The organism is Ramlibacter sp. Leaf400 (assembly GCF_001424545.1).
GTDB lineage: Bacteria > Pseudomonadota > Gammaproteobacteria > Burkholderiales > Burkholderiaceae_C > Ramlibacter.
This window is the reverse complement of sequence record NZ_LMQL01000001.1, coordinates 239331-262438: the sequence shown is the minus strand read 5'-3', so window position 1 is coordinate 262438 and position 23108 is coordinate 239331. Positions and strand designations below refer to the sequence as shown.

The window sequence follows — 23108 nt, the reverse complement described above, 5'->3', positions numbered from 1 at the left end:
GTCCATGAAATTTCTCGTGCTGCTGGCCTTTTTGGCCATCATCGGCAGCCTGGCGTCGGCCCTGTTCTTCATGCTGCGCGGCGGCCAGGAAGGCAAGGGCCGGTCCGGGCACATGGCCCGGGCGCTGGCGTTCCGCGTCGGCTTTTCCATCGTGTTGTTCCTGTGCCTGCTGCTGGCCTGGAAGCTGGGCTACATCCGGCCCACGGGCATCCCCGCCGGCGCCTGAGCCACGGCCGCCCTCCAAAGGACAAGGCGCCCCTCGGGGCGCCTTGTTCGTCGTGGCGAGGCCGGGGCGTCAGAGCCAGTAGACCAGTACGTACAGGCCCAGCCACACCACGTCCACGAAGTGCCAGTACCAGGCGGCCCCTTCGAAGCCGAAGTGGCGCTGCGGCGTGAAGTGGCCGGCCATCAGGCGCAGCGTGATGAACAGCAGCATCAGCATGCCGACGATCACGTGAAAGCCGTGGAAGCCGGTCAGCAGAAAGAAGGTGGAGCCGTAGGCGCCGGAGGTGAGCTTCAGGTTCAGGTCGGAGTACGCGTGGAAATACTCGTAGCCCTGCACGCCGACGAAGGTGGCGCCCAGGATCACGGTGATCCACATCCACAGGATCGTCTTGGTGCGGTTGCCGGCGATCAGCGCATGGTGCGCGATGGTGAGCGTGACGCCCGAGGTCAGCAGCAGCCCCGTGTTGATGGTGGGCAGCGGCCACGGACCCATGGTCTGGAACGGGTCGATGATGCCGCCGGGCGACGCAGTGGCGCCGGGCGCCATGGTCGGCCACACGGCCTTGAAGTCGGGCCACAGCAGCGAGTTGTCCAGGCCGCCCAGGGCCGGCACCGAGTGCGCCCGCATCCACCAGAGGGCGGTGAAGAAGGCGCCGAAGAACATCACCTCCGAGAAGATGAACCAGCTCATGCTCCAGCGGAACGACAGGTCGATCTTGCGGCCGTACTGCCCGCCTTCGCTCTCGCGGACCGCGTCGCGGAACCACTGGAACAGCACGCCGAAGAGCCACAGCATGCCGAACAGCACTGCCCACTTGCCCCAGCCGGCGCCGTTGATCCACTGGGCGGCGCCCATGATGACGAAGAACAGGCCGAAGGCGGCGAACGCCGGGTGCCGCGAGGGGTGCGGGACGAAGTAGTACGGCGTGCTGCCGCCGGTGGTGGAACTCATTTTTTCTCGACTCCTGCTTTCGATTCTTTTCGGGCCGCTAGGCGACCCAGTTGACCAGCGCGATCAGCCCGCCCACGAACAGCGCCACGGCCACCAGCGCCACGGCCACGACATGCAGGGGATTGAGCCGCTGCATGTCCTCCTCCAGCCCGCTTCGGCGCCGGATGCCCAGGAACGACCAGGCCACCGCGCGGAAGGTGCGCAACACGCTCATCCACGTTCCCCGCTCCGCTGGGGTGCCGGCGCCGCGGCCTGCGGGGCCGGCGGGATGCCCTTGCCCACCTCGAAGAAGGTGTACGACAAGGTGATCGTCGTCACGTCCTTCGAGAGCTTGGGATCGATGACGAAGGCCACCGGCCACTGCTTCTTCTCGCCCGGCGCCAGCGTGTACTGCTCGAAGCAGAAGCACTCCAGCTTGTTGAAGTGCGCGGCGGCCTGGCGCGGCGCGTAGCTGGGGATGGCCTGGGCCGACATGCGGCGGTCCTGCACGTTCTCGAACTCGTACATCACCGTGGCGAGTTCGCCCGGGTGGACCTGGATCGACGCCTTCTGCGGCTTGAACTGCCAGGGGCCGCGCGAGTTGGCGTCGAACTCCACCGTGATGGTGCGGCTGCGGTCGACCTGGGTGTTGGCGGCGGCGGAGGAATTGCCCGGCACCTGCTTTTCGCCCAGCGCCAGGATGTTGATGCCGGTGATCTCGCAGATGTGCTTGTAGATCGGGATCAGCGCATAGCCGAACACGAACATGCCGGCGGCGACCACCGCCAGTTTGCGCACCATCCTGCGGTTTTCCGACTTGAGCTTCACGCCCTCAGCCTCCGATCAGCAGCATCTTGGCCGCGAAGCCGATGGCGAAGACGAGCGCCACCGACGCCAGGATCAGTCCCAGGCGGCGGTTGGCCTTCTTCTGCTCTTCGTTGGCCATCGCCATGAACGTCAGTGGGCCGCGCCGGCGTTGCGGTTGATGGAAGCCGGCATCGCGTCCAGCACGCGGGTGGCGCTGGCGTCCAGCTTGGGCGGGACTTCGAAGGTGTGGAAGGGCGCCGGCGACGGCACTTCCCACTCCAGGCCTTCGGCGCCGCGGCCGTCGGCATCGTTCCAGGGACGCTGGCCGGCCGGCTCGCCGCGGCCGCGCATGCAGGGCAGCACGACGAACAGGAAGAAGTACACCTGGGCCAGGCCGAAACCGAAGGCACCGATGGACGCCCACATGTTGAAGTCGGCGAACTGCATCGGGTAGTCGGCATAGCGGCGGGGCATGCCGGCCAGGCCGAGGAAGTGCATCGGGAAGAAGGTGACGTTGAAGGAGATCAGCGACCACCAGAAGTGGATCTTGCCGCGCGTCTCGTTGTACATCACGCCGGTCCACTTGGGCGCCCAGTAGTAGAAGCCGGAGAACAGGGCGAACAGCGAGCCGGCCACCAGCACGTAGTGGAAGTGCGCCACCACGTAGTAGGTGTCCTGCAGCAGCAGGTCGATCGGGGCCATGGCCAGGATCAGGCCGGTGAAGCCGCCGATGGTGAACACGAAGATGAAGCCCACCGCGAACAGCATCGGCGTCTCGAACGTCATCGAGCCCTGCCACATCGTCGCGATCCAGTTGAAGATCTTCACGGCCGTGGGCACCGCGATCAGCATGGTCGCGTACATGAAGAACAGCTGGCCCGTCACCGGCATGCCGGTGGTGAACATGTGGTGCGCCCAGACGATGAACGACAGGATGGCGATCGAGCTGGTGGCGTACACCATGGAGGCGTAGCCGAACAGGCGCTTGCGCGCGAAGGCGGGCACGACCTGGCTGATGATGCCGAAGGCCGGCAGAATCATGATGTAGACCTCGGGATGGCCGAAGAACCAGAAGATGTGCTGGTACATCACCGGGTCGCCGCCGCCCGCCGGGTTGAAGAACGTGGTGCCGAAGTGGCGGTCGGTCAGCGTCATCGTGATGGCGCCGGCCAGCACGGGCATCACCGCGATCAGCAGGTAGGCGGTGATCAGCCAGGTCCAGGCGAACATCGGCATCTTCATCAGCGTCATGCCGGGGGCGCGCATGTTGAGGATGGTCACGATGATGTTGATCGAGCCCATGATCGAGCTGGCGCCCATGATGTGCATCGCGAAGATGCCGGCGTCCATCGAGGGGCCCATCTGCAGCGTCAGCGGGGCGTACAGCGTCCAGCCGGCCGACGGCGCGCCGCCGGGCATGAAGAACGAGCCCACCAGCATCAGGCCGGCCGGGATCAGCAGCCAGAAGCTGAAGTTGTTCATCCGCGCGAAGGCCATGTCGCTCGCGCCGATCTGCAGCGGGATCATCCAGTTCGCGAAGCCCACGAACGCCGGCATGATGGCGCCGAACACCATGATCAGGCCGTGCATGGTGGTCAGCTGGTTGAACATCTCCGGGTTCACCAGCTGCAGGCCGGGCTGGAACAGCTCGGCGCGGATGCCCAGCGCGAGCACGCCGCCGAACATCAGCATGAAGAACGAGAACAGCAGGTACAGCGTCCCGATGTCCTTGTGGTTGGTCGCGTAGACCCAGCGGCGCCAGCCGGCGGGCGCGTGGTCGTGGTGGTCGTCGTGCCCGTGCGCGTGGCCGTGGTCGTCGAGAACTGCGCTCATGGGGTTTCCTCGGGATGCTTTTCGTTTACTTGCCGCGCTGCGCCAGCACGTCGGACGGCTGGACCAGCTGGCCGGTCTTGTTGTTCCAGGCGTTCTTCGTGTAGCTGACCACCGCCGCGATCTCGGTGTCGGACAGCTGCTTCCAGGCCGGCATGGCGTTCTTGCCGTTGAGCACGATAGCGATCTGCTTGGCCTTGTCGGCATCGGTCACGATGGGCGAGCCGTTCAGCGGCTTGTTGGGGCCGGCGCCCGCGCCGGTGGGCAGGTGGCACACCGCGCAGTTCTTGTTGTAGACCTGCTCGCCGCGGGCCACGATGTCGGTGAGCGCCCAGGCCTTGTTGGGGTCGTCCTGCTTGGCGGCCATCTTCTTTTGCTGATCGGCCACCCAGGCGGTGTATTCCTGCGCCGTCACCACCTTCACGTGGATGGGCATGTAGGCGTGCTCCTTGCCGCACAGCTCGTAGCACTGGCCGTAGAAGTCGCCGGTCTTCTCGCTGCGGAACCAGGTGTCGCGCACGAAGCCGGGGATCGCGTCCTGCTTGATGCCGAAGGCCGGGATGCCCCAGGCGTGGATCACGTCGTTGGCGGTCGTGATGATGCGGACCTTCTTGTTGACCGGCACCACCACGGGGTTGTCGACCTTGAGCAGGTAGTTGTCCGGCACGTCGCCCTTGGCGCCCGCGTTGGAGATCTCGCGGTGCGTGCTGTCCAGCGTGGACAGGAAGGACACGCCGGCGCCTTCGCCGTTGAGGTAGTCGTAGCCCCACTTCCACTGGTAGCCGGTGGCCTTGATGGTCACGTCGGCGTTGCTGGTGTCCTTGGAGGCGACCAGCACCTTGGTGGCGGGCAGCGCCATCAGGATCACGATGACGAAGGGGATCAGCGTCCAGATCACCTCCACCGTCACCGACTCGTGGAAGTTGGCGGCCTTGGCGCCCACCGACTTGCGGTGCTTCCAGATCGAATAGAACATCACCGCGAAGACCACGATGAAGATCACCGTGCAGGTGATCAGCATGAACCAGTGCAGCCAGGCCTGCTCGACCGCGATGCGGGTGGCTGCCGCGTGCAGGTTCAACTGGCGCACCGCCGGCCCGCCGGGCAGGTCGTTGACGGCATGGGCCGCGCCGGCCGCCAGCACGCCGCCCAGGCCCGCCAGCATGTTCGAAAGGCTCTTCATCGTTCTCGGTTCCGATCTACTCAATCACAAATCCGTCCGCCCTCACCGGGCCACGACCCGTTCGCGCAGGGCGCTCCTGATCTCCTGCGCCAGCAGCGGCCGCAGCTCCGGCCTCACGTAGCGCCCCACGCTCACCGAGCGTCCGCGGCCGGACACCTCGATCAGCGACCGGCCATCCGCCCGCGGCTCCACTCTCACCCAGTCGGGGTCGAACTCGGTGCGCTGCAGGTGCCCCGCGCTCTCCAGTTCCACCACCAGACGCCGCCCCTGCAGGCTGATGCGCTCGCCGTCGGCGGCGTGCCGCGCATACGCCAGGAAGGCCAGCCCCACCGCTCCCAGCTCGAGCCAGGCGAACGGAAGGACCAGGGTCGCGCCTTGCAGCCAGAAGATCATGGCGATCGCCAGCGACACGACGCAAAGCGAGGCGTAGAACCAGCCCAGCTGGGCCGGCGTGACCGAGCAGTTGCGCTTGAGGAACCAGACGATCGCCTGGCCCTGGACAGTCGCGAAACGAAAAACCGGCATCGACGGTGACGTCCCAAAACAACCGGGCATTGTAGCCGCGTTGACCTGCTCTCCCTTCAGGCAGCCGACTATTGCGCGGGCCGCCGGCCCCCGCGCAACAGCCCGCGCAGGTCGTCCAGCGGGACCGAAGTCTGTGGCTGCATCCGCACGCGCGGCGCGGGCCGGATCGCGTGGCCGTAGACGATCTCGAAAGTCAGCGCCAGGCGACCGTCGGGCCCGCGCAACGCCGCCAGCTCATCATGGAGCCGCTCGCGCCAGCCGCGTCCCCGCAAAGCGCCGAAGCGGCTCGGATGGAGGTTGGCGCCCAGCTCCGCCAGCTCGGCCAGGAGGCGCTGCGGCGTCTCCCAGGTCAGGGTGATGCGCTCCATGTCCATCACCGGCTCGGCGAAGCCGGCCGCCACCAGCATGTCGCCCCAGTCGTGCATGTCGGTGAACTGCGGTCCGGGCGGCGGCCAGCCGAGCGAGCCGTACAGCGCATGCAGCTCGCGCAGCGTGTCCGGGCCGAGGCAGGAGAACATCAGGAACCCGTCGGTGGCCAGTGCGCGGTGCCAGCGGGCCATCAGCGCCTGCGGCTCCAGCGCGAAGTGCAGCGCCATGTTGGCCCACAGCATCTGGACCCGGCCGTCGCCCACCGTCTCGACGATGCGCCGGCGGGGGCCCCAGCGCTGCCACCACGGCCGCTCAAGCTGCGCCCGCGCGGCGGGGAGCCGCGCCGGCTCCGGCTCGACCAGCAGGCATTCGGCCTGCGGATAGCGCTGCTCCAGCAGCGGCTGCACCGCCAGGCCGCCGCGCACCGGCTCCCAGTGCGCCCACGCCAGGGGCGCGAGGCGGATCCACTCCAGCCGGTCGGCCATGCGCCGCGCGACTTCTTCATGCAGCCAGGGGGACCGCGGCGGCGCGGCGCGCTGCCAGCGCGCCGCGGCAACGGGATCAAGGGTGGGGGGATGCTCGCCGGGCACAGGAAAGTATATTGAGCCGCATGTTCCGCCAGCTCCTGCAAGGCCTTGCCGCCGCCACGCCCGCGCAGTGCGAGGTCTGCCTCGCATGGCCGGCGCGGCCCCTGTGCGCGGGCTGCAGCGCGCAGTTCGCGGCGCCGCGCCACCGCTGCCTGCGCTGCGCGCTGGCACTGCCGGAAGGCGTGGCCACCTGCGGCCGCTGCCTTCGCGCCGCACCGCCGCTGGACGCCTGCCACGCGGCGGTCAGCTACGCCTACCCCTGGGGCGGCCTCATCGCCCGCTTCAAGTTCTCGGGCCAGGCCGGCTGGGCCGACAGTTTCGCGCGGCTGCTGCTCGGTGCCGACGCAATCCGGCGTTGCGTGGACGCGGCCGACCGCCTGGTCCCCATGCCGCTGTCGGCGGCGCGGCTGGCGGCGCGCGGCTTCAACCAGGCGCACGAACTGGCGCAGCGCCTTGCCCCCGCCAAGGCCGATGCGCGGCTGGCGCTGCGCTTGCGCGAAACCCCGCCGCAGGCCGAACTCGATCGCGCCACCCGCCTGGCCAACGTGCGCCAGGCCTTCGCACTCGAACCCGCCCGCGCGCACGAGGTGCGCGGCCGCCGCATCGTGCTGGTGGACGACGTGATGACCAGCGGGGCTTCGCTGCATGCGCTGGCGGGCGTGTTCCGGGCCGCGGGCGCCGCCCACGTGGCCGCCGTCGTGATCGCCCGCACCGAAGACGCCTAGGGTCCTGTCCCATGTTCCACATCGTCCTGGTCGAGCCCGAGATCCCGCCCAACACCGGCAACGTGATCCGCCTGGCCGCCAACACCGGCTGCACGCTGCACCTGGTCGAGCCGCTCGGGTTCTCGATGGACGACCGCCACATGCGGCGGGCCGGGCTGGACTACCACGAGTACGCCGACGTGCGCCGGCACGCGGACTGGGCGACCTTCCTCGACGCCGGGAAGCCGGACCGGTCGCGCATGTTCGCGCTGACCACCCACGGCACGCGCCACGTGCACGACGTGCGCTTCGCGCCGGGCGACTGGCTGGTGTTCGGCGCCGAGACGCGCGGCCTGGCGCCTGAGCTGCGCGAGAGCTTCCCTGCGGAGCAACGGCTGCGGCTGCCGATGCGCGCCGGCCAGCGCAGCCTCAACCTGTCCAACGCGGTCGCCGTGACGGTGTTCGAGGCCTGGCGGCAGAACGGATTCGCCTGAGCGGCCCCTTACCGCGGCCACTGGTGCCATTGGCTGCGCTTGCGGAGACTGGAACGCTCATCCAACGAGGTTCCACATGCTCTGGCTCTACCTGCTTCCCGCCTTCGTCTTCGCGGCCTTCGCCATCCTGGAAAGGATCCGGCCGGCCCGTGCTGACACGGTCACCCAGCCTTCGACGCCCACGTGGAGGCTCCGGGGCCTGGCGAGCCTGGGCGTCTACATGGGGCTCGGCTACCAGCTGCCGCTGTTGTGGGATCCCCTCCTGGGCCAGTTCCAGCTGATCGACGGCACGGGGCTGGGCACCGCGGGTGGCGCCGTCGTCGCTTTCCTGGTGCTCGAGCTCGGGGTCTTCCTGTGGCACCGGCTCCTGCATGCGACGCCGCTCCTCTGGCGCCACTTCCACCAGATGCACCACAGCGCGGAGCGCCTGGACACCTACGGCGCGTTCTATTTCAGTCCGCTCGACATGGCCGGATTCATCGCCGTGAGCAGCGTGACATTCGCGCTGGTCATCGGGGTCACCCTCGAAGCGGCGATCATCGCCAGCATCTGCGGCACGATCCTGAGCGTGTTCCAGCACACCAACATCCGCACGCCCGAATGGCTCGGCTATTTCGTGCAGCGCCCGGAGAGCCATTTCCTCCATCACGAGCGAGGGGTCCACGGCAGGAACTACGGGGACCTTCCGCTCTTCGATCTCCTGTTCGGCAGCTTCAGGAACGGACGGTCGTTCGATGGTCAGGTCGGTTTCTACGATGGCGCCTCGTCCCGGATCGGCGAGCTCCTGCTGGGCAAGGATGTGACCCAGCCTTCCGGCGCGCCGTCGCAGGCCCGGCCGACAACCTGAGCAGCCCGGCGTGGGCGAGGCTTTGCCTCTGCGCCAGACACACACACCTGAAATGGCCGGTTGCGCCGCGCCGAGCTTGAAGATCGGCCTTGGTGCGGCCAACTACAGGGTTCGGCGCAACCGGGCCTGAGGCCGGCCTGTCGAACACTCCCTTGGAAGCCCGCGCCTCGTGCGCGGGCTCTTTTTTTTTGCGCGCCTCCGTGCGCGGGCTCTTTTTGCCCGCCGGGTCCGACGACTCAGGCGTAGCGGCGGGTGATGGACTCGGCCACGCAGGCCGGCCTCGGCGAGCCTTCCAGCTCCACCGTGACCTTCCAGGTCATCTGCATGCCGTTGCCTTCGATGGCCTCGCAGGCCAGCAATTCGAGCCGGCCGCGCACCCGGCTGCCCACCGGCACCGGCGCGGTGAACCGCACCTTGTTGAGCCCGTAGTTCACGCCCATGCGAGTGCCCTCGATCCGCAGCGCCTGCTCGAAGATCTTCGGCAGCAGCGACAGCGTGAGGAAGCCGTGCGCGATAGGCGCGCCGAAAGGCCCGGCACGGGCCTTGTCCACGTCGACGTGGATCCACTGGTGGTCGCCGGTGGCGTCGGCAAACAGGTTGACCTGCTGCTGGGTGATGACCATCCAGTCGCTGGTGGCGACTTCCTGCCCCACCAGGGGCGCCAGTTCGGCGAGGGACGAGAACGTTCTCATGCCGCCACTGTAGCGACGGCAGGGCTGGCGCGGTTGTCCAGCCAGCGACAGGACGTCTCCACCCACGGGTCGCAGGGCGCACATGCGCTAAGGTTCGGGACCATGGATGAGCCCGACGCTGCTGCCGCCGCCGACCCCGATGTCTACCTCGTGGCGGCCCACCCCCAATGGCGCGAGTCGCGCGTCAACCGCCGCCTCGTGGAAGCCGCCCGCGGCGTGCCGGGCGTGCGGGTGCAGGACCTGTACGGGGCCTACCCGGACTACGACATCGACGTCGCCGCCGAGCAGAAGCGCATGGCGGCGGCGCGGCTGCTGGTGCTGCTGCACCCAATCCAGTGGTATTCGATGCCGGCGCTGCTGAAGCTCTGGCTGGACGAGGTCCTCACGCACGGCTGGGCCTACGGCCGCAACGGCACGGCGCTGCAGGGCAAGGATCTGTGGCTGGTGGCCAGCACCGGCGGGCCGGAACCCTCCTACCACCCGCAGGGCTACAACCGCTACTTCTTCGATGCCTTCCTGCCGCCCTACGAGCAGACCGCCGCGCTGTGCGGCATGCGCTTCCTCCCGCCGCTGCTGCTGCACGGGGCGCAGCGCGCGTCCGATGCGCAGATCGCGGCCCACGCGGACATCTTCATCGAGCGGCTGCGCTCGCACCCGGACTGGCCCGAGATCGAGGACCTGCCCGCCTGCCCGGCCTGCGACGTGCCCGACACCGACCGGCCCGCCGACCACCCCGAGGACTGATGGAACACCACCTTCCGGCCTGGCTCTCCAGCAGCCTGATCTACCTGGGCGCCGCGGTCCTCGCGGTGCCGCTCTCGCGCGCGCTCGGATTGGGCGCCATCCTGGGCTACCTGGCCGCGGGCATCGCCATCGGCCCCTGGGGGCTGCGGCTCGTGGGGAACGTGCAGGACGTGCTGCACTTCGCCGAGTTCGGGGTGGTGCTGATGCTGTTCCTGGTCGGCCTGGAGCTGGAGCCGCGCCGCCTGTGGAGCCTGCGCCGGCCGATCTTCGGCTGGGGCAGCGTGCAGCTGTTCGGCTCGGCCGCGCTGATGTCGGCCGTCGCCATCGCCTTCGGGGTCGACTGGCGCGTGGCCGTCGCCGCCTCGCTGGCGCTGGCCGACTCGTCCACCGCCACCGGCCTGCGCGCCATGGCCGACCGCAACCTGATGCCCACCACCTCTGGGCGCAGCATGCTCAGCGTGCTGCTGCTGCAGGACGTGGCTGCCATCCCGATCCTGGCCCTGCTCCCGCTGCTGGCCGTCACCAGCGCACAGGCCGGCGGGGACGGATGGTCGGGCGCGGTCAAGGCCGTCGCCGTCATCGCGGCCATCATCCTGGGCGGCCGCCTGCTGCTGCGGCCGGCGCTGCGCTGGATCGCGCGCAGCGACTCGCCGGAGATCTTCACCGCCGCCGCCCTGCTGCTGGTGGTGGCGACGGCCGCGCTGATGCACTCGGTGGGGCTGTCGATGGCGCTGGGCGCCTTCCTGGCCGGCGTGCTGCTGGCCGAGAGCGAGTACCGCCGCGAACTGGAGACCGACATCGAGCCCTTCAAGGGGCTGCTGCTCGGCCTGTTCTTCATCGCCATCGGCATGACGATCGACTTCTCGGTCGTGATCCAGCGGCCGCTGCTGATCGCCGCCATCGTGGTCGGCTTCCTGGCGATCAAGGCCCTGGTGCTGTGGGTGATGACGCGCCTGATGCCCATCCCCGCCGGCGAGCGTCCGCTCTTCATCGCGCTGCTGGCGCAGGGCGGCGAGGTGGGCTTCGTGGTGCTGCAGACCGCCGGCGGCGCCAGGTTGCTGGACGGCCCGACGTCGTCGCTGCTGGTGGCTGCGATCACGCTGTCCATGCTGCTGACGCCGCTGCTGCTCATCGCCGCGGACCGCTGGTCGGCGCGCTACGCCGGCGGCACGCGCAAGCTCGAGGAACTGAGCGAGCCGCAGGACGCGCGCGTGATCATCGCGGGCTTCGGCCGCTACGGCCAGATCATCGGCCGCCTGCTCAGCGCCCAGGGCATCGGGTCCACCGTGCTGGACCACGACGCCGACATGGTGGAGGCCGCGCGCACCTTCGGCTACCAGGTGTTCTATGGCGACGCGACGCGGCTCGATCTGCTGCGCATCGCGGGCGCCGGGTCGGCCCGGGTGCTGGTGGTGGCGGTGGACGACGTGGAGCAGTCGCTTCGCATCGTGAAGCTGGCGCAGGAGCACTTCCCGCACCTGGAGCTGGTGGCGCGGGCGCGCGACGTGACGCACTGGAACGAGTTGCGCGACCTGGGCGTGATGCGGGTCGAGCGCGAGATGTTCGAGTCGAGCCTGCGCAGCGGGCGCACGGTGCTCGAGGTGCTGGGCGCCGCCCCATATGAAGCCCGCCGGCAGGCGCTGCGCTTTCGCCGCCACAACCTCCAGCTGTTCGAGCAGATGTACACGCACCACCGCGACCGCGCCAGGATGATCGCGGTGGTGCGCCAGGGCCGCGAGCAGTTCGAAGCCCAGATGGCGCGGGAGCGGGAAGAAGAGCAGGAACTGCGGCGCAAGGGCCGCGACCGCATGCCGGGGTGGGAGCGGGAAAGCCGCCCGGGCGAGCGCTGAAGCCTTGCTCGCCCCTCAGGCGAGGAAGCCGTCCCACACGAGCTTGATGCCGGTCAGCAGCATGCCCAGGTAGATCAGCCGGTAGAACAGCACCGGCTGGATGGTGTGGGCCAGCTTGACGCCCACGATCACGCCCACCGGCGCCAGCGGCAGCAGCGCGACCGACGTGGCCATGTTGCGCAGGTCCAGCAGGCCCAGCCAGGCGTACGGGATCCACTTGCTCAGGTTCACCGCGAAGAAGAACACGGCCATCGAGGCGGTGTAGACCGGCGGCGACAGCCGCATCGGCACCACGTACGCATTGACCGGCGGCCCGCCGGCGTGCGCGATGAAGCTGGTGAAGCCCGAGGTCGTCGTCAGGATCGCGCCCAGCCAGCGCGGCGGGGCCGGGCTGTCCGCCTTGGGCGGGAACAGCACCCGCTGCGCCAGGAAGGCCAGCGTGAACACGCCCACGATGCCGGCCACCAGCTTCGGGTCGAGCAGCTTGAACGACAGCGTGCCGACCACGGTGCCCAGCAGCCCGAAGGGCAGCAGGAACCGGATCAGCGGCCAGTTGAAGTGGCGCCGCCAGGCGTGCAGGCCGAGCACGTCCATCACGAACAGCAGTGGCATCAGGATGGCGGCGGCCTGCGGCACGGTGACCGAGAGCGCCATCAGCGGAACGGCCAGCGAGCCGAATCCGGCGCCGAAGCCGCTCTTGCTGATGCCCAGGAGCAGGACGGCGGGGATGGCGACGGCGTAGAAGCCGGGATCGGTGATGAGGGGGAAGTCCAAGGCCCGCGTATTGTCAGGCAGGCCGGCATCCAAAGCCCATCAGGCTAGGACTGCCGGGCGCTGGCGTCAATCGGGTTTCGCGCCGCTTGGCGGTAGCGCGGCGCGCGCGGTACAAGCGGGACAGCCCCACCCTTCGGAGGTCCGCCATGAACCAGGTCGAACGCGAGCGCCGCCACCGCGCCAACCTCGAACGCGTGAACCGGGTCCAGCTGGTGGTGGGCACCGGCGACAAGGCCCGGGTGGACCACGAAGGCACGCTGCTGGAGCGGGCCCGCCTGATGGTCGAGGAGATCCGCTCGCACGAGGCGGGCGAGCGCGGCCTGGCGGCCTTCGAGCGCCTGCTGCGCCTGGCCGAGGAAGGCCCGGGCGGGGGCGGACGCCAGGCGGGCGACTTCATCGCCGCGGTCTGGGACGACCAGCCCCTGCGCCCTTCGGCCCTGCGTGCTGCCGGTGCCGACCTGGGCGAGGACATGCTGGCCGTGCTGGACGCGCTGCGCTACGGGCGCATCTCGCTGTCCGAGCACGTGCGCGGCGGCCCTCGCCGCGTGATGCGCCTGCTGGACAAGCGCAAGGCCGCCCTGGCCTGAAGGCTCAGACGCGCTCGAGCACGAGCGCGATGCCCTGACCCACGCCGATGCACATGGTGCACAGCGCGTAGCGGCCGCCGCTGCGGTGGAGCTGGTTCACCGCCGTCGTGGCCAAGCGCGCGCCCGAAGCACCCAGCGGATGGCCGAGCGCGATCGCGCCGCCGTTCGGGTTCACGCGCGGATCGTCGTCCTTCAGGCCGAGCTGGCGCAGCACTGCGAGGCCCTGGGCCGCGAACGCCTCGTTGAGTTCGATCACGTCCAGCTGTTCCAGCTTCAGCCCGGTGAGCGCCAGCACCTTCTGCGTGGCCGGCGCCGGGCCGATGCCCATGACGCGCGGCGCCACGCCGGCGGTGGCCATGCCCACCACCCGCGCGCGCGGCGTGAGGCCGTGGCGCGAGGCCGTGCCCTCGTCGGCCAGCAGCAGCGCGCAGGCGCCGTCGTTCACGCCGCTGGCGTTGCCGGCGGTGACCGAGCCGTCCGGCTTGACCACGCCCTTGAGCTTGGCCAGCGATTCCAGGGAAGTCTCGCGCGGGTGCTCGTCCTTGTTCACGACGACGGGATCGCCCTTCTTCTGCGGGATAGTCACCGGCGTGATCTCGGCATCGAAGAAACCGGACTTCTGCGCGGCCACGGCCTTGAGCTGCGAGGCCAGCGCCATCCGGTCCTGCGCCTCGCGCTCGATCTTGTAGTCGCCCGCCACGTTCTCGGCGGTCTCGGGCATCGAGTCGACGCCGTAGCGCTCCTTCATCAGCTTGTTGACGAAGCGCCAGCCGATGGTGGTGTCGTAGACCGCGTTGTTGCGCGAGAAGGCCGACTCGGCCTTGGGGCTGACGAAGGGCGCGCGGCTCATGCTCTCCACGCCGCCGGCGATCATCAACGTGGCCTCGCCGGCCTTGATCGCGCGCGCGGCGCTGCCCACCGCGTCCAGGCCCGAGCCGCACAGGCGGTTGATGGTGGCACCGGGCACCTCGATGGGCAGGCCGGCCAGCAAGGCCGCCATGCGAGCGACGTTGCGGTTGTCCTCGCCGGCCTGGTTGGCGCAGCCGTAGAGCACGTCCTGCACGGCCTGCCAGTCGACCTTGGGATTGCGCTGCATCAGCGCCTTGATCGGGATGGCGCCGAGGTCGTCCGTGCGGACGGAGGACAGGGCGCCGCCGTAGCGGCCGAAAGGCGTGCGCACGGCATCGCAGATGAAGGCTTGCTGGCTCATGGGTTCTCTCCGGATGTGAGCGGTCGCCCCAATGGGCGGGGTGCGCCATTGTCCCGCGCCTCGCAATCCCTGCCGTCGCCGGGTGTTAGCCTTGGCCGATGTTCAATCCCTCGCAGGAAGACGTGCGCCGCTTCTTCTGCGGCGTGCACGCCAAGGCCCGCGGCGGCGCCCCGCTCGACGCACTGGAAACGCTGGCCAGCCAGTGGCTGCTGGAGCATCCCGAATACGACCCCGAGATGGCGGACGCCGAGGCCGCGGTGGCCCGCGTCTACGACGGCGCGGGCGGCCGCACCAACCCGTTCCTGCACCTGGCCATGCACCTGTCGATCAGCGAACAGTGCTCGATCGACCAGCCGCGCGGCATCCGGCAGGCGGTGGAACTGCTGGCCGCGCGCCGGGGTTCGCTGCACGACGCCCACCACGAGGCCATGGAGTGCCTGGGACAGATGCTGTGGGAGAGCCAGCGCGCCGGCCGCCCGCCCGACGGCGACGCCTACATCGCCTGCGTGCAGCGCCGCGCCACCCAGGACTGAGGGCCGCAAAGCAAAAAGGCCCGCGCGAGCGGGCCTTTCTTCATGCCGCCAGGGCGGCGGTGCTCAATGGTGGAAGCGCGAGTCCGGCACCGTCTTGAGGTCGCCGTCCAGGCTGCTGATGTAGTCGGCCATGGCCTTCAGTTCGGCGTTGCTGAACTGCTTGGCGATGCCGCCCATGATGCCGTTATTGCGGCCGACGGCCGGGTTGTTCTCCTGCTTGTACGCACGCAGCGCGACGTACAGGTAATCCTTGTGCTGGCCGCCGATCTTCGGGTAGTTGGGCGCGATCGGCTTGGAGAAGTTGGCGCCGTGGCAGGACACGCAGGCGGCCTTCTGCAGCAGCGCGGCGACCTGCGCGCTCGGCTCGCGGCTGGCCTTCTCGGCCACGGTGGCGGTGCCACCGAGCTTGCCGTAGTGGGCGGCGATGTCCTTGATGTCCTGCTCGGACAACTGGTCGGCGACGCCGCGCATGGTGGGGTGCTTGCGCTCGCCGCTCTTGTAGGCGCCCAGCGCCGACTCGATGTACGCGGGCGTCTGGCCGGCGATCATGGGCACGCGGTGCACTTCGGGGAAGCTGGCCTGGTAGCCGGGGATGTTGTGGCAGCCCAGGCACATGGCGATCTTGGCCTGCAGCGACGCCGGGCTGGCCGGGGCCGCGGCGGGCGCGGACGCGGCGGCCGCCGGTGCGGAAGCCGCGGGCGCGGCAGGCGCCTGGGCATGTGCGAATCCGGTCGCAGACGCGACAAGCAGGGCGAAAAGCGGGGTCAACAACTTATTCATTTTGCGCGCACAATCGACGAGCGTCCGTTTTCGAATCAACCGGCGATTATAGGGCCGCACCTCAACGGCCCTGGCGCCTCCCGCACCCTCCCATGAAATTCCAAGGCTCGCAGAACTACGTCGCCACGCAGGACCTGATGCTGGCGGTCAACGCATCCATCACGCTCAAGCGCCCGCTCCTGGTCAAGGGCGAGCCCGGCACCGGCAAGACGATGCTGGCCGAGGAGGTCGCGCAGGCGCTCGAGATGCCGCTGCTGCAGTGGCACATCAAGTCCACCACCAAGGCGCAGCAGGGCCTGTACGAGTACGACGCGGTGTCCCGCCTGCGCGACTCGCAACTGGGCGACGAGAAGGTCAAGGACATCCACAACTACATCGTCAAGGGCGTGCTCTGGCAGGCCTTCACGGCCGACCGGCCGGTGGCGCTGCTGATCGACGAGATCGACAAGGCCGACATCGAATTCCCCAACGACCTGCTGCGCGAGCTGGACCGGATGGAGTTCTACGTCTACGAGACGCGCGAGCTGGTGAAGGCGGCGCACCGCCCGCTGGTGTTCATCACCTCCAACAACGAGAAGGAGCTGCCCGACGCCTTCCTGCGCCGCTGCTTCTTCCACTACATCAAGTTCCCCGACGCCGACACGATGAAGAAGATCGTCGACGTCCACTTTCCCGCCCTGAAGAAGGACCTGCTCACGGCGGCGATGAAGACCTTCTACGACGTGCGCAACCTGCCGGGCCTGAAGAAGAAGCCCAGCACGTCCGAGCTGCTCGATTGGCTCAAGCTGCTGGTCGCGGAAGACATCCCGCTCGAAGCCCTGCAGAGCAAGGACGACAAGGTGGCGGTGCCGCCGCTGGTGGGCGCGCTGCTGAAGAACGAACAGGACGTCACCCTGTTCGAGAAACTGGTGTTCATGCAGCGTCACAACCGCTGACCGGAGCACCACGATGAACCGACTGCTGATCGAAGGCCTGACCGACGCCGTCGGCTTCCTGGCCGGGGTGTTGGTCGCGTGGGGCCTGGGCCGGCTGGTCGGCTTCGACCCCCTGGCCGCCGGCTATGGCGGCAGCGCCATCGGCGGCATCGTGCTGGCCGGCCTGGGCGGGGGCATCGGCCTGTCGCTGGCGCGCCGGCTGCGCAACCGCCGGCAGGAGAAGAACGAGGCATGAGGACGCCCGAGCCCTGCACCCTGCAGTCCCCGCTGGTCCGGCTGGAGCCGATGTCGGCCGGCCATGCCCAGGCGCTGGAAGCGGCCGCGTGCGACGGCGAGCTGTGGACCCTTCGCGTGACGTCGGTGCCCGCGCCGGGCGAGACCGCCGACTACGTCGCCGCCGCGCTGCGCGGCCAGCAGGAGGGCCACATGCTGCCCTTCGTGGTGCTCGACCCCGCCAGCGGCCGCGTGATCGGCACCACCCGCTTCCACGACATCGTGCGGCCGGTCGAGCGGCTGGAGATCGGCTATACCTGGTACGCCCGCAGCGCCCAGCGCACCCACGTCAACACCAGCTGCAAGCTGCTGCTGATGACCCATGCGTTCGAGGTGCTGGGCGCCCGGCTGGTCGGCTGGCGCACCGACAACTACAACTTCGCCAGCCAGCGCGCCATCGAGCGGCTGGGCGCCCGCAAGGACGGCGTGCTGCGGCACCACGCCCTGCGGCGCGACGGCACGGTCCGTGATACGGTGATGTACAGCCTGGCCGCGGGCGAATGGCCCGAGGTCAAGGCCCACCTTCAGTACCAGCTGGACAGGCCCCGCGACTGAACCGAAAAGGCTCGCGATGCTGATCGACTTCTTCTACACGCTGCGCAGCGCCAAGCTGCCGGTCTCGGTCAAGGAATACCTCACCCTGCTGGAGGCGCTGCAGGAAGGCGTGGTCGGCCCCGCCGGCGACAACGGCTGGTCGGTCGACGACTTCTATTACCTGTCGCGCACCGCGCTGGTGAAGGACGAGAAGCACTACGACAAGTTCGACCGCGCCTTCGCCGCGTACTTCAAGGGCGTGGAGATGCTGGCCGACTTCAGCAAGGACATCCCGCTGGAGTGGCTGCGCAAGAACCTGGAACTCGAACTCTCGCCCGAGGAGAAGGCCAAGATCGAGAAGATGGGCTGGGACGAGCTCATGGAGACGCTCAAGAAGCGCTTCGAGGAGCAGAAGGAGCGGCACGAGGGCGGCAGCAAGATGATCGGCACCGGCGGCACCTCGCCCTTCGGCGCCTACGGCTACAACCCGCAGGGCGTGCGCATCGGCCAGGACAAGGGCCGCAACCGCAGCGCGGTGAAGGTGTGGGACCAGCGCGCCTACAAGGACTACGACGACACCCAGGAGCTGGGCACGCGCAACATCAAGATCGCGCTGCGCCGCCTTCGCAAGTTCGCGCGCGAGGGCGCGGCCGAGGAGCTGGACCTGGACGACACCATCCGCTCCACCGCCGCCAACGCCGGCTACCTGGACATCCGGATGGTCCCGGAGCGGCACAACAACGTGAAGGTGCTGCTGCTGATGGACGTGGGCGGCACGATGGACGAGCACATCCACCGCGTCGAAGAGATGTTCTCGGCGGCCAAGGCCGAGTTCAAGCACCTGGAGTTCTACTACTTCCACAACTGCGTCTACGACTTCATGTGGAAGAACAACCGCCGGCGCTTCTCGGAGAAGTTCCCGACGCTGGACATCATCCGCAAGTACAACAAGGACTACAAACTGATCTTCGTGGGCGACGCCACCATGAGCCCCTACGAGATCCTGCAGCCGGGCGGCAGCGTCGAATACAACAACGAGGAAGCCGGCGCCGAATGGCTGCAGCGCCTGACGCAGGCCTTCCCGAAGTTCGCCTGGATCAATCCCGAGCCCCATGGCGTCTGGCAGTACCGCCAGAGCATCGCCGTCATCCAGCAGCTGATGAACCAGCGCATGTACCCGATGACGATCAAGGGGCTGGAAGAGGCGATGCGGCTGCTGTCCAAGTAGCACGGCGACGGGCCGAGGGCAGGCACCGGCAGTCGCCCTCCCCTCTACAATGCCGCTCTCCCGCCGCCGTAGTTCAATGGATAGAACGAGCGCCTCCTAAGCGCTAGATGTGGGTTCGATTCCCGCCGGGGGCGCCAAGGCCGGGTCTTCCTCCAGGCAGGCCGCACGGCTCGACAGCCACTTGCGCACCAACCCACCGGGCAGCGCTGGGCCTTGTCACCCTCCGGGTGGGCCATCTGCCCCACCTTCCGCGTGGATGAAGTCGCGCGATCGGGCCTTCTGCCGGCGCCCCCGCCGGTTCTCCTCATCCTTGCGCTGTTGAGCTTTCCCTGGCACAGGCGATGCGAGTGCGCAGGGCACCTTCTTGCGCCTGCAAGGCGCGAGGTGCCAGCTCCATCCGCCACCCACATGGAACGAATCAATGAGGATCACCTTGAAGCGCTGCGGCCTCCCCGCCGCAACGTCGTGATTCCCATTCCCGCTCCGATGCTTGCGCTGGAGGGCCTGCGGCCACCCTTCACCGACCCGGACTGGATCTACGAAAAGCAGTACGACGGCTACCGATGCCTGGCGGCTCTCGACCAGGGGCAGGTGCGACTGCGCTCGAAAGCCGGCCGCACATGCACCAGCTGGTTCCCCGAGGTCGCCAGGGCCCTGATGGATCTGTCCGGGGGGCCCCACATCCTCGACGGCGAAGTCTGCGTCCTCGACGAGGAAGGCGTCTCCCACCTGGACTGGCTCCAGGAGCGCGCCCGCAAGCGCCGGCTCCATCCGGTTTCGCCCGGGGTCACCTTCGCAGTCTTCGACATCCTGGTGCACGAGGGCCGTTCCGTGATGCACCTGCCGCTCACCACGCGCAAGAAGAGGTTGCAGGAGTTGTTGTCCAGCTCGGACGATCCGACCCTGCTCTTCGTCAGCGACGTGCCGGCCAGCACCGACTTGAAAGCGCAGGTCGAAGGCGTCATCGCCAAGCACCTCGACAGCCCCTATCGCCCGGGGGTGCGAAGCGAGGCGTGGGTGAAGATCGGCCGGCGGAGCTGACCCGGCGCCTGCTCAGGTCTTTCCGCCGCTGCGGGGGCTAGGGGCTGGCCAGTCGGATCAGTTCGATCCAGAACACAAGCGACAGGCCACCGCCGATCCAGAACCAGTCGCTGCAAAGCAGCCCGGGACCTTCGTGTTCCATGGTTGTCTCCATGTCGTTGTCTCAGCAGTGTGATCCTGCCGGGCAAGGTTACATGTAACAAATGGTCGGCGGGCGAGGGATCAGGACCGGCCCGGTGCGCGCGCCCTGCCGGAATCACTCCGGCTTCCAGCCGTCCGCTCGAGCCCCGGACATGCGCTGTTCCCGCTCGGCCTTTCCCAGGGCTTCCTGGATCTGCCGGGTCGACCTGGCCTGGGGGCCGTGCTCACGTTGCGCGATATCGCGCAGCTGCCGCAGGTCCCGGATGATGCGGGACTGGTTCGCTTTCGCGTTGGTGTCGGTGTCCGGCATGGTCGAGAAGGTCTGGGGTGGAGAAGCCGCGCATTTGAACCGCGTTCCTCCCCGCCTCACGCCTGCGGATACCACTCGCGGCGCCGCTTACGAATTCCAGGCATGTCGCTGAACCTGCGCGCGCCCTACGCCTTGGCCAGGTAGATCTCGCTGTGCATCGGGAACATGGTCCCGTGGTGGCGGAAGTCCGCGACCTGCAGGCCGTGCCGCTGCAAGGTCGAGAAGAGCCATGGCCTGCTGTACCGCACGACGGTGAGCGGCTCATTGCAGGCGTAGGGGACGTAGTCCGTCGGGTTGAACGTGACGTCGGGGACACCGTCCTCGACGAACGCAGTGAGGAAGCATCGGCCCTGGGGGCGAAGGATCCTGGCGATCTCGCCGGCATACGCTTCGACGTGCGCGGGCACCATGTTCGAGAAGACGCCCCAGAGGTAGACGATGTCCGCCGAGTCATCGTCCACCGGCAACCGCAGCTCGCTGCCATCCAGGGCGCCCGCGGGGTTGTACAACTCGTTGGCCATGTCCAGGTGGACGAATCGGAAGCTGGGATGCCGGCTCTCGATGTTGTCCTTGCACCAGCATACGAAATCCTCGTTGGCGTCGATGCCGAGGTAATGCACGTCGCCGAACTCCGCGAGCAGCCCGGTGGCCACCCGGCCCAGTCCGGACCCGATGTCGACCACACGCGAGCCCTGGGTGTAACCCAGCCTCTGCGGGAACTTCGTGGCCTCGAGCACGCCGGACAAAAAGAAGAAGCTGTTGGTGCGGAAAGCGTCTCCGCACATCCTGCCCCGCAGGCTCCTGGGCGGCAGTCGGTAGCCCCGGTGGAGTGCGAAGCCGCTTCTTTCGATTCCTTCGTCCTGGGTCCGTCCAGTGAGCTGGTGCACGCGCAGGCCCACGCTTCTCAGGACCCTCAAGACGAACTTCAGGATCAGCTGCCGCATCCGGGTCGCAGGCTTCGCGAGGTTGCTCACAGCGCAGCAGTTTAGGCCTGCGCAGCGTGCCTGCATCGACTCGGGTCATGGCCCCATCGGGCATGGCGCCCGCGCCGAAAATTGCGCTACGGTTTCTCGTGCCGGCGGCGGCCGTCGGCCTCCGCGGCGGCCAGTTCCTCGGCCGTGAGGACGTACGCCGGATTGCCGACCAGCCGCTCGACGGCCAGGTCGATGAAGGCGCGCACGCGGGTGGGTTGGGCGGCGCGGCTGCCGTAGTACACGAACACGCTGGAGCGGTCGGCGATGTGCTGCGTGAGCAGCGGCACCAGGCGCCCGGCGCGGATGTGGGACGTCGCGGCCACGCCGGTCAGAAAGCCGATGACGTGGCCGGCCAGCACGGCTTCGGTCTCGATGGCCTCGTCGTTCAGGCACAAGGCCGGCACCACCGGCAGCTCGATCACGCTCTCGTCCACCTTCACGAACCACGGAAGGATGCGGCCGGTGCCCGCATGGCGGAAGGTGCTGCAGCGGTGGCTGGCCAGCGCGCCCAGGCTGTCCGGCGCACCGTGGCGCTCGAGGTACGAGGGCGCCGCACAGATGATGAGCTGCAGGGGAAAGAGCCGTCGCGCGATGACGCCTTCCGCCGCGGAGATGCCGACCCGGAAGCCCACGTCCACCCGGTCCTCGACCCAGTTGCCCACGCGGTCGTCCAGTTCCACGTCGGGCTGCACCTGTGGATAGCGGCGGCAGAACTCATCCAGCAGCGGCCACAGCACCGGCGTGAAGACCGAGCGCGGACCGACGATGCGCAGCGGCCCGGCGATGTCGTCCTTGGCGCGGCGGGTGATCTCCAGCGCCCGCTGCAGCCCCGCCAGCGCGGGCAAGGCGGCCTCCAGGAATTGCCGCCCCTCGTCGGTGAGCGACATGCTGCGCGTGGTGCGGTGGAAGAGCCGCACGCCCAGGTGCGTCTCCAGCTGCGCCAGCGCCTGGCTCGCCGCCTGCGGCGTCATGCCCTGGGCCTGCGCCGCACGCCTCAGGCTGCCGAGTTCGGCCGTCTTGGCGAACGTGGCGATCGAACGCAGTTCGTTGATGGGCATGCGGTCGATTATCAATTCCGCGTTGCGAATCCATCAAGCCGGCGCCGGCTAGTGCGATGCCGCGGGGCTCCCTACAGTGCCCTTCCACCCTCGCGCGCCCTCCTCCTTTGCACCTCAGCATGAAATCACTTGCCATGGCCGTCCTGTCGCTTTCGATGGCGGCGGCCGCCAGCGCCCAGGCCGACCCGGGCCTGAAGATCACCCGCAACGGATCGCAACCGTCCGCGCCCGGACCGGCCGAGAACTTCACCGGCGCCGTGCGCGTCGACTCGCGCTTCAGCGCCGAGGCCCCCGCCCGCGTCGGCGGCGGCCTGGTCACCTTCGAGTCCGGTGCGCGCACGGCGTGGCACACCCATCCGCTGGGCCAGACCCTGATCGTCACCCAGGGCCTGGGCCTGGTGCAGGCCTGGGGCGGTCCGGTGCAGGAGATCCGGCCGGGCGACGTCGTCTGGATCCCGCCGGGCGCCAAGCACTGGCACGGCGCCTCGCCCACCCACGGCATGGCGCACTACGCCATTGCCGAGCAACTGGAGGGCAAGGCCGTCGACTGGCTCGAGAAGGTCAGCGACCCGCAGTACCGCGCGGCGCGCCAGGCCCCTGCCGCCTCATCGGCTCCAGCGCCGGCATCGCCGACGCCCGCCCAGCGATTGCTGGGCGACGTCAACCCCAAGCTCGCCCAGCTGACGGACGACGTGCTGTTCGGCGACGTGTGGGCGCGCCCCGGCCTGTCGCCGCGCGACCGCAGCCTGGCCACCGTCAGCGCGCTGATCGCGATGAACCGGCCCGACCAGCTGCGCTCGCACCTGCAGCGCGCACGCGACAACGGCCTGACCGAGCAGGAGCTCGTCGAGGCCATCACCCACCTGGCGTTCTACGCCGGCTGGCCCAGCGCCGTGACGGCCAGCACCGTCGCACGCGAAGTCTTCCGCCAGAAATGAGCAC

At 68.8% G+C, this 23108-nt stretch carries 29 protein-coding genes and 1 tRNA gene; 15 read left to right on the top strand and 15 right to left on the bottom strand.

The annotated features are described in order from the left end of the window. Positions 1–4: 4 nt before the first annotated feature. Positions 5–226, top strand: coding sequence for a twin transmembrane helix small protein (locus tag ASG30_RS01255; protein ID WP_055891394.1), 222 nt, complete (start codon positions 5–7; stop codon positions 224–226). A gap of 69 nt (positions 227–295) precedes the next feature. On the opposite strand, the gene ASG30_RS01250 is transcribed toward ASG30_RS01255, so the two are convergent. From ASG30_RS01250 to ASG30_RS01225, 8 genes are all read right to left on the bottom strand, one after another. Next, positions 296–1177: a cytochrome c oxidase subunit 3 gene (locus ASG30_RS01250; protein WP_055891391.1), complete on the bottom strand. Its 882-nt coding sequence runs from the start codon at positions 1175–1177 to the stop codon at positions 296–298. Between the two features lie 37 nt (positions 1178–1214). Next, positions 1215–1391, bottom strand: coding sequence for a DUF2970 domain-containing protein (locus tag ASG30_RS21990; protein ID WP_082521808.1), 177 nt, complete (start codon positions 1389–1391; stop codon positions 1215–1217). Next, complete coding sequence (locus ASG30_RS01245) at positions 1388–1984, bottom strand: cytochrome c oxidase assembly protein (RefSeq protein ID WP_055891389.1); 597 nt, start codon at positions 1982–1984, stop codon at positions 1388–1390. Before ASG30_RS01245 ends, ASG30_RS21990 begins: the two co-directional genes overlap by 4 nt. A gap of 4 nt (positions 1985–1988) precedes the next feature. Next, positions 1989–2102, bottom strand: coding sequence for a cytochrome oxidase small assembly protein (locus ASG30_RS22905; RefSeq protein WP_235579718.1), 114 nt, complete (start codon positions 2100–2102; stop codon positions 1989–1991). A gap of 11 nt (positions 2103–2113) precedes the next feature. Next, positions 2114–3796, bottom strand: coding sequence for a cytochrome c oxidase subunit I (gene ctaD / locus ASG30_RS01240; protein WP_055891386.1), 1683 nt, complete (start codon positions 3794–3796; stop codon positions 2114–2116). 25 nt (positions 3797–3821) lie between these two features. Then, positions 3822–4976 (bottom strand): cytochrome c oxidase subunit II, encoded by a 1155-nt coding sequence (coxB, locus tag ASG30_RS01235; RefSeq protein ID WP_055891383.1) that lies wholly within the window; start codon positions 4974–4976, stop codon positions 3822–3824. Between the two features lie 42 nt (positions 4977–5018). Next, complete coding sequence (locus ASG30_RS01230; protein WP_055891380.1) at positions 5019–5501, bottom strand: DUF2244 domain-containing protein; 483 nt, start codon at positions 5499–5501, stop codon at positions 5019–5021. A 68-nt stretch (positions 5502–5569) separates the two neighbouring features. Continuing rightward, the gene (locus ASG30_RS01225) at positions 5570–6460 is read right to left on the bottom strand and encodes a class I SAM-dependent methyltransferase (RefSeq protein ID WP_055891378.1); all 891 of its coding nucleotides are present in this window, start codon (positions 6458–6460) and stop codon (positions 5570–5572) included. 20 nt (positions 6461–6480) lie between these two features. On the opposite strand from ASG30_RS01225, the gene ASG30_RS01220 reads away from it, so the two are divergent. The 3 genes from ASG30_RS01220 (at position 6481) to ASG30_RS01210 (ending at position 8502) form a co-directional block, all read left to right on the top strand. Beyond that, positions 6481–7182 (top strand): ComF family protein, encoded by a 702-nt coding sequence (locus ASG30_RS01220; RefSeq protein ID WP_055891375.1) that lies wholly within the window; start codon positions 6481–6483, stop codon positions 7180–7182. A gap of 11 nt (positions 7183–7193) precedes the next feature. After that, the gene (gene trmL, locus ASG30_RS01215) at positions 7194–7655 is read left to right on the top strand and encodes a tRNA (uridine(34)/cytosine(34)/5-carboxymethylaminomethyluridine(34)-2'-O)-methyltransferase TrmL (RefSeq protein WP_055891372.1); all 462 of its coding nucleotides are present in this window, start codon (positions 7194–7196) and stop codon (positions 7653–7655) included. A 76-nt stretch (positions 7656–7731) separates the two neighbouring features. Beyond that, a complete protein-coding gene (locus ASG30_RS01210) occupies positions 7732–8502 on the top strand; it encodes a sterol desaturase family protein (RefSeq protein ID WP_055891369.1) in 771 nt (256 codons plus the stop codon). 236 nt (positions 8503–8738) lie between these two features. Here ASG30_RS01210 and ASG30_RS01205 read toward each other — a convergent pair whose 3' ends face one another. Continuing rightward, positions 8739–9194: a MaoC family dehydratase gene (locus ASG30_RS01205; RefSeq protein WP_055891365.1), complete on the bottom strand. Its 456-nt coding sequence runs from the start codon at positions 9192–9194 to the stop codon at positions 8739–8741. Between the two features lie 102 nt (positions 9195–9296). Here ASG30_RS01205 and kefF point away from each other — a divergent pair, with 102 nt between their 5' ends. Then, entirely contained in the window at positions 9297–9938 is a 642-nt protein-coding gene (gene kefF, locus ASG30_RS01200; RefSeq protein ID WP_055891363.1) for a glutathione-regulated potassium-efflux system oxidoreductase KefF, read from the top strand. Beyond that, on the top strand, positions 9938–11788 hold the full coding sequence (gene kefC, locus ASG30_RS01195) for a glutathione-regulated potassium-efflux system protein KefC (RefSeq protein WP_055891360.1): 1851 nt from the start codon (positions 9938–9940) through the stop codon (positions 11786–11788). The genes kefF and kefC overlap by 1 nt, the downstream gene beginning before the upstream one ends. Before the next feature lie 15 nt (positions 11789–11803). Here kefC and ASG30_RS01190 read toward each other — a convergent pair whose 3' ends face one another. After that, positions 11804–12562, bottom strand: a complete 759-nt coding sequence (locus ASG30_RS01190) for a sulfite exporter TauE/SafE family protein (RefSeq protein ID WP_055891357.1) — start codon at positions 12560–12562, stop codon at positions 11804–11806. Between the two features lie 146 nt (positions 12563–12708). Here ASG30_RS01190 and ASG30_RS01185 point away from each other — a divergent pair, with 146 nt between their 5' ends. After that, the gene (locus ASG30_RS01185) at positions 12709–13149 is read left to right on the top strand and encodes a DUF7673 family protein (RefSeq protein ID WP_055891354.1); all 441 of its coding nucleotides are present in this window, start codon (positions 12709–12711) and stop codon (positions 13147–13149) included. Between the two features lie 4 nt (positions 13150–13153). Here the strand turns inward: ASG30_RS01185 and pcaF are convergent, their stop codons facing one another. Further along, a complete protein-coding gene (gene pcaF / locus ASG30_RS01180) occupies positions 13154–14359 on the bottom strand; it encodes a 3-oxoadipyl-CoA thiolase (RefSeq protein ID WP_055891351.1) in 1206 nt (401 codons plus the stop codon). Positions 14360–14457: 98 nt separating this feature from the next. Here pcaF and ASG30_RS01175 point away from each other — a divergent pair, with 98 nt between their 5' ends. Next, positions 14458–14892 carry a DUF1841 family protein gene (locus tag ASG30_RS01175; RefSeq protein WP_055891348.1) on the top strand — a complete coding sequence of 145 codons (435 nt, stop codon included), beginning with the start codon at positions 14458–14460 and terminating at the stop codon, positions 14890–14892. Between the two features lie 63 nt (positions 14893–14955). On the opposite strand, the gene ASG30_RS01170 is transcribed toward ASG30_RS01175, so the two are convergent. Next, positions 14956–15672 (bottom strand): c-type cytochrome, encoded by a 717-nt coding sequence (locus ASG30_RS01170; RefSeq protein WP_055891345.1) that lies wholly within the window; start codon positions 15670–15672, stop codon positions 14956–14958. A gap of 92 nt (positions 15673–15764) precedes the next feature. Between ASG30_RS01170 and ASG30_RS01165 the strand changes: the two genes are divergently transcribed. From ASG30_RS01165 to ASG30_RS01140, 6 genes are all read left to right on the top strand, one after another. Further along, a complete protein-coding gene (locus tag ASG30_RS01165; protein WP_055891341.1) occupies positions 15765–16607 on the top strand; it encodes an AAA family ATPase in 843 nt (280 codons plus the stop codon). A 13-nt stretch (positions 16608–16620) separates the two neighbouring features. Continuing rightward, complete coding sequence (locus ASG30_RS01160) at positions 16621–16842, top strand: hypothetical protein (protein ID WP_055891339.1); 222 nt, start codon at positions 16621–16623, stop codon at positions 16840–16842. Next, entirely contained in the window at positions 16839–17435 is a 597-nt protein-coding gene (locus ASG30_RS01155; RefSeq protein WP_055891337.1) for a GNAT family N-acetyltransferase, read from the top strand. Before ASG30_RS01160 ends, ASG30_RS01155 begins: the two co-directional genes overlap by 4 nt. 16 nt (positions 17436–17451) lie before the next feature. Then, positions 17452–18642, top strand: a complete 1191-nt coding sequence (locus tag ASG30_RS01150) for a vWA domain-containing protein (protein WP_055891334.1) — start codon at positions 17452–17454, stop codon at positions 18640–18642. A 62-nt stretch (positions 18643–18704) separates the two neighbouring features. Continuing rightward, positions 18705–18779: transfer RNA gene (locus tag ASG30_RS01145), tRNA-Arg, on the top strand. A gap of 271 nt (positions 18780–19050) precedes the next feature. After that, entirely contained in the window at positions 19051–19683 is a 633-nt protein-coding gene (locus tag ASG30_RS01140) for an ATP-dependent DNA ligase (RefSeq protein WP_082521807.1), read from the top strand. A 256-nt stretch (positions 19684–19939) separates the two neighbouring features. Here ASG30_RS01140 and ASG30_RS01135 read toward each other — a convergent pair whose 3' ends face one another. From ASG30_RS01135 to ASG30_RS01125, 3 genes are all read right to left on the bottom strand, one after another. Further along, positions 19940–20134: a hypothetical protein gene (locus ASG30_RS01135; protein ID WP_055891331.1), complete on the bottom strand. Its 195-nt coding sequence runs from the start codon at positions 20132–20134 to the stop codon at positions 19940–19942. Between the two features lie 125 nt (positions 20135–20259). Continuing rightward, positions 20260–20919, bottom strand: a complete 660-nt coding sequence (locus tag ASG30_RS01130) for a class I SAM-dependent methyltransferase (protein WP_162243701.1) — start codon at positions 20917–20919, stop codon at positions 20260–20262. A 275-nt stretch (positions 20920–21194) separates the two neighbouring features. After that, positions 21195–22166 (bottom strand): LysR family transcriptional regulator, encoded by a 972-nt coding sequence (locus ASG30_RS01125; RefSeq protein ID WP_200947216.1) that lies wholly within the window; start codon positions 22164–22166, stop codon positions 21195–21197. Between the two features lie 119 nt (positions 22167–22285). Here ASG30_RS01125 and ASG30_RS01120 point away from each other — a divergent pair, with 119 nt between their 5' ends. Beyond that, positions 22286–23104: a (R)-mandelonitrile lyase gene (locus tag ASG30_RS01120; RefSeq protein WP_055891325.1), complete on the top strand. Its 819-nt coding sequence runs from the start codon at positions 22286–22288 to the stop codon at positions 23102–23104. Positions 23105–23108 lie beyond the last annotated feature (4 nt).

Bases quoted from the DNA above. Each gene is read 5' to 3' on its own strand.
- ASG30_RS01125 (WP_200947216.1), bottom strand. From the start codon at position 22,166: ATGCCCATCAACGAACTGCGTTCGATCGCCACGTTCGCCAAGACGGCC.
- ctaD (WP_055891386.1), bottom strand. From the start codon at position 3,796: ATGAGCGCAGTTCTCGACGACCACGGCCACGCGCACGGGCACGACGAC.
- ASG30_RS01220 (WP_055891375.1), top strand. From the start codon at position 6,481: ATGTTCCGCCAGCTCCTGCAAGGCCTTGCCGCCGCCACGCCCGCGCAG.
- ASG30_RS01165 (WP_055891341.1), top strand. From the start codon at position 15,765: ATGAAATTCCAAGGCTCGCAGAACTACGTCGCCACGCAGGACCTGATG.
- ASG30_RS01230 (WP_055891380.1), bottom strand. From the start codon at position 5,501: ATGCCGGTTTTTCGTTTCGCGACTGTCCAGGGCCAGGCGATCGTCTGG.
- ASG30_RS01155 (WP_055891337.1), top strand. From the start codon at position 16,839: ATGAGGACGCCCGAGCCCTGCACCCTGCAGTCCCCGCTGGTCCGGCTG.
- ASG30_RS01135 (WP_055891331.1), bottom strand. From the start codon at position 20,134: ATGCCGGACACCGACACCAACGCGAAAGCGAACCAGTCCCGCATCATC.
- kefC (WP_055891360.1), top strand. From the start codon at position 9,938: ATGGAACACCACCTTCCGGCCTGGCTCTCCAGCAGCCTGATCTACCTG.
- ASG30_RS01170 (WP_055891345.1), bottom strand. From the start codon at position 15,672: ATGAATAAGTTGTTGACCCCGCTTTTCGCCCTGCTTGTCGCGTCTGCG.
- ASG30_RS22905 (WP_235579718.1), bottom strand. From the start codon at position 2,102: ATGGCCAACGAAGAGCAGAAGAAGGCCAACCGCCGCCTGGGACTGATC.
- coxB (WP_055891383.1), bottom strand. From the start codon at position 4,976: ATGAAGAGCCTTTCGAACATGCTGGCGGGCCTGGGCGGCGTGCTGGCG.
- ASG30_RS01140 (WP_082521807.1), top strand. From the start codon at position 19,051: ATGGAACGAATCAATGAGGATCACCTTGAAGCGCTGCGGCCTCCCCGC.
- ASG30_RS01210 (WP_055891369.1), top strand. From the start codon at position 7,732: ATGCTCTGGCTCTACCTGCTTCCCGCCTTCGTCTTCGCGGCCTTCGCC.
- ASG30_RS01185 (WP_055891354.1), top strand. From the start codon at position 12,709: ATGAACCAGGTCGAACGCGAGCGCCGCCACCGCGCCAACCTCGAACGC.
- ASG30_RS21990 (WP_082521808.1), bottom strand. From the start codon at position 1,391: ATGAGCGTGTTGCGCACCTTCCGCGCGGTGGCCTGGTCGTTCCTGGGC.
- trmL (WP_055891372.1), top strand. From the start codon at position 7,194: ATGTTCCACATCGTCCTGGTCGAGCCCGAGATCCCGCCCAACACCGGC.
- ASG30_RS01150 (WP_055891334.1), top strand. From the start codon at position 17,452: ATGCTGATCGACTTCTTCTACACGCTGCGCAGCGCCAAGCTGCCGGTC.
- ASG30_RS01130 (WP_162243701.1), bottom strand. From the start codon at position 20,919: ATGTGCGGAGACGCTTTCCGCACCAACAGCTTCTTCTTTTTGTCCGGC.
- pcaF (WP_055891351.1), bottom strand. From the start codon at position 14,359: ATGAGCCAGCAAGCCTTCATCTGCGATGCCGTGCGCACGCCTTTCGGC.
- ASG30_RS01120 (WP_055891325.1), top strand. From the start codon at position 22,286: ATGAAATCACTTGCCATGGCCGTCCTGTCGCTTTCGATGGCGGCGGCC.
- ASG30_RS01255 (WP_055891394.1), top strand. From the start codon at position 5: ATGAAATTTCTCGTGCTGCTGGCCTTTTTGGCCATCATCGGCAGCCTG.
- kefF (WP_055891363.1), top strand. From the start codon at position 9,297: ATGGATGAGCCCGACGCTGCTGCCGCCGCCGACCCCGATGTCTACCTC.
- ASG30_RS01205 (WP_055891365.1), bottom strand. From the start codon at position 9,194: ATGAGAACGTTCTCGTCCCTCGCCGAACTGGCGCCCCTGGTGGGGCAG.
- ASG30_RS01175 (WP_055891348.1), top strand. From the start codon at position 14,458: ATGTTCAATCCCTCGCAGGAAGACGTGCGCCGCTTCTTCTGCGGCGTG.
- ASG30_RS01160 (WP_055891339.1), top strand. From the start codon at position 16,621: ATGAACCGACTGCTGATCGAAGGCCTGACCGACGCCGTCGGCTTCCTG.
- ASG30_RS01250 (WP_055891391.1), bottom strand. From the start codon at position 1,177: ATGAGTTCCACCACCGGCGGCAGCACGCCGTACTACTTCGTCCCGCAC.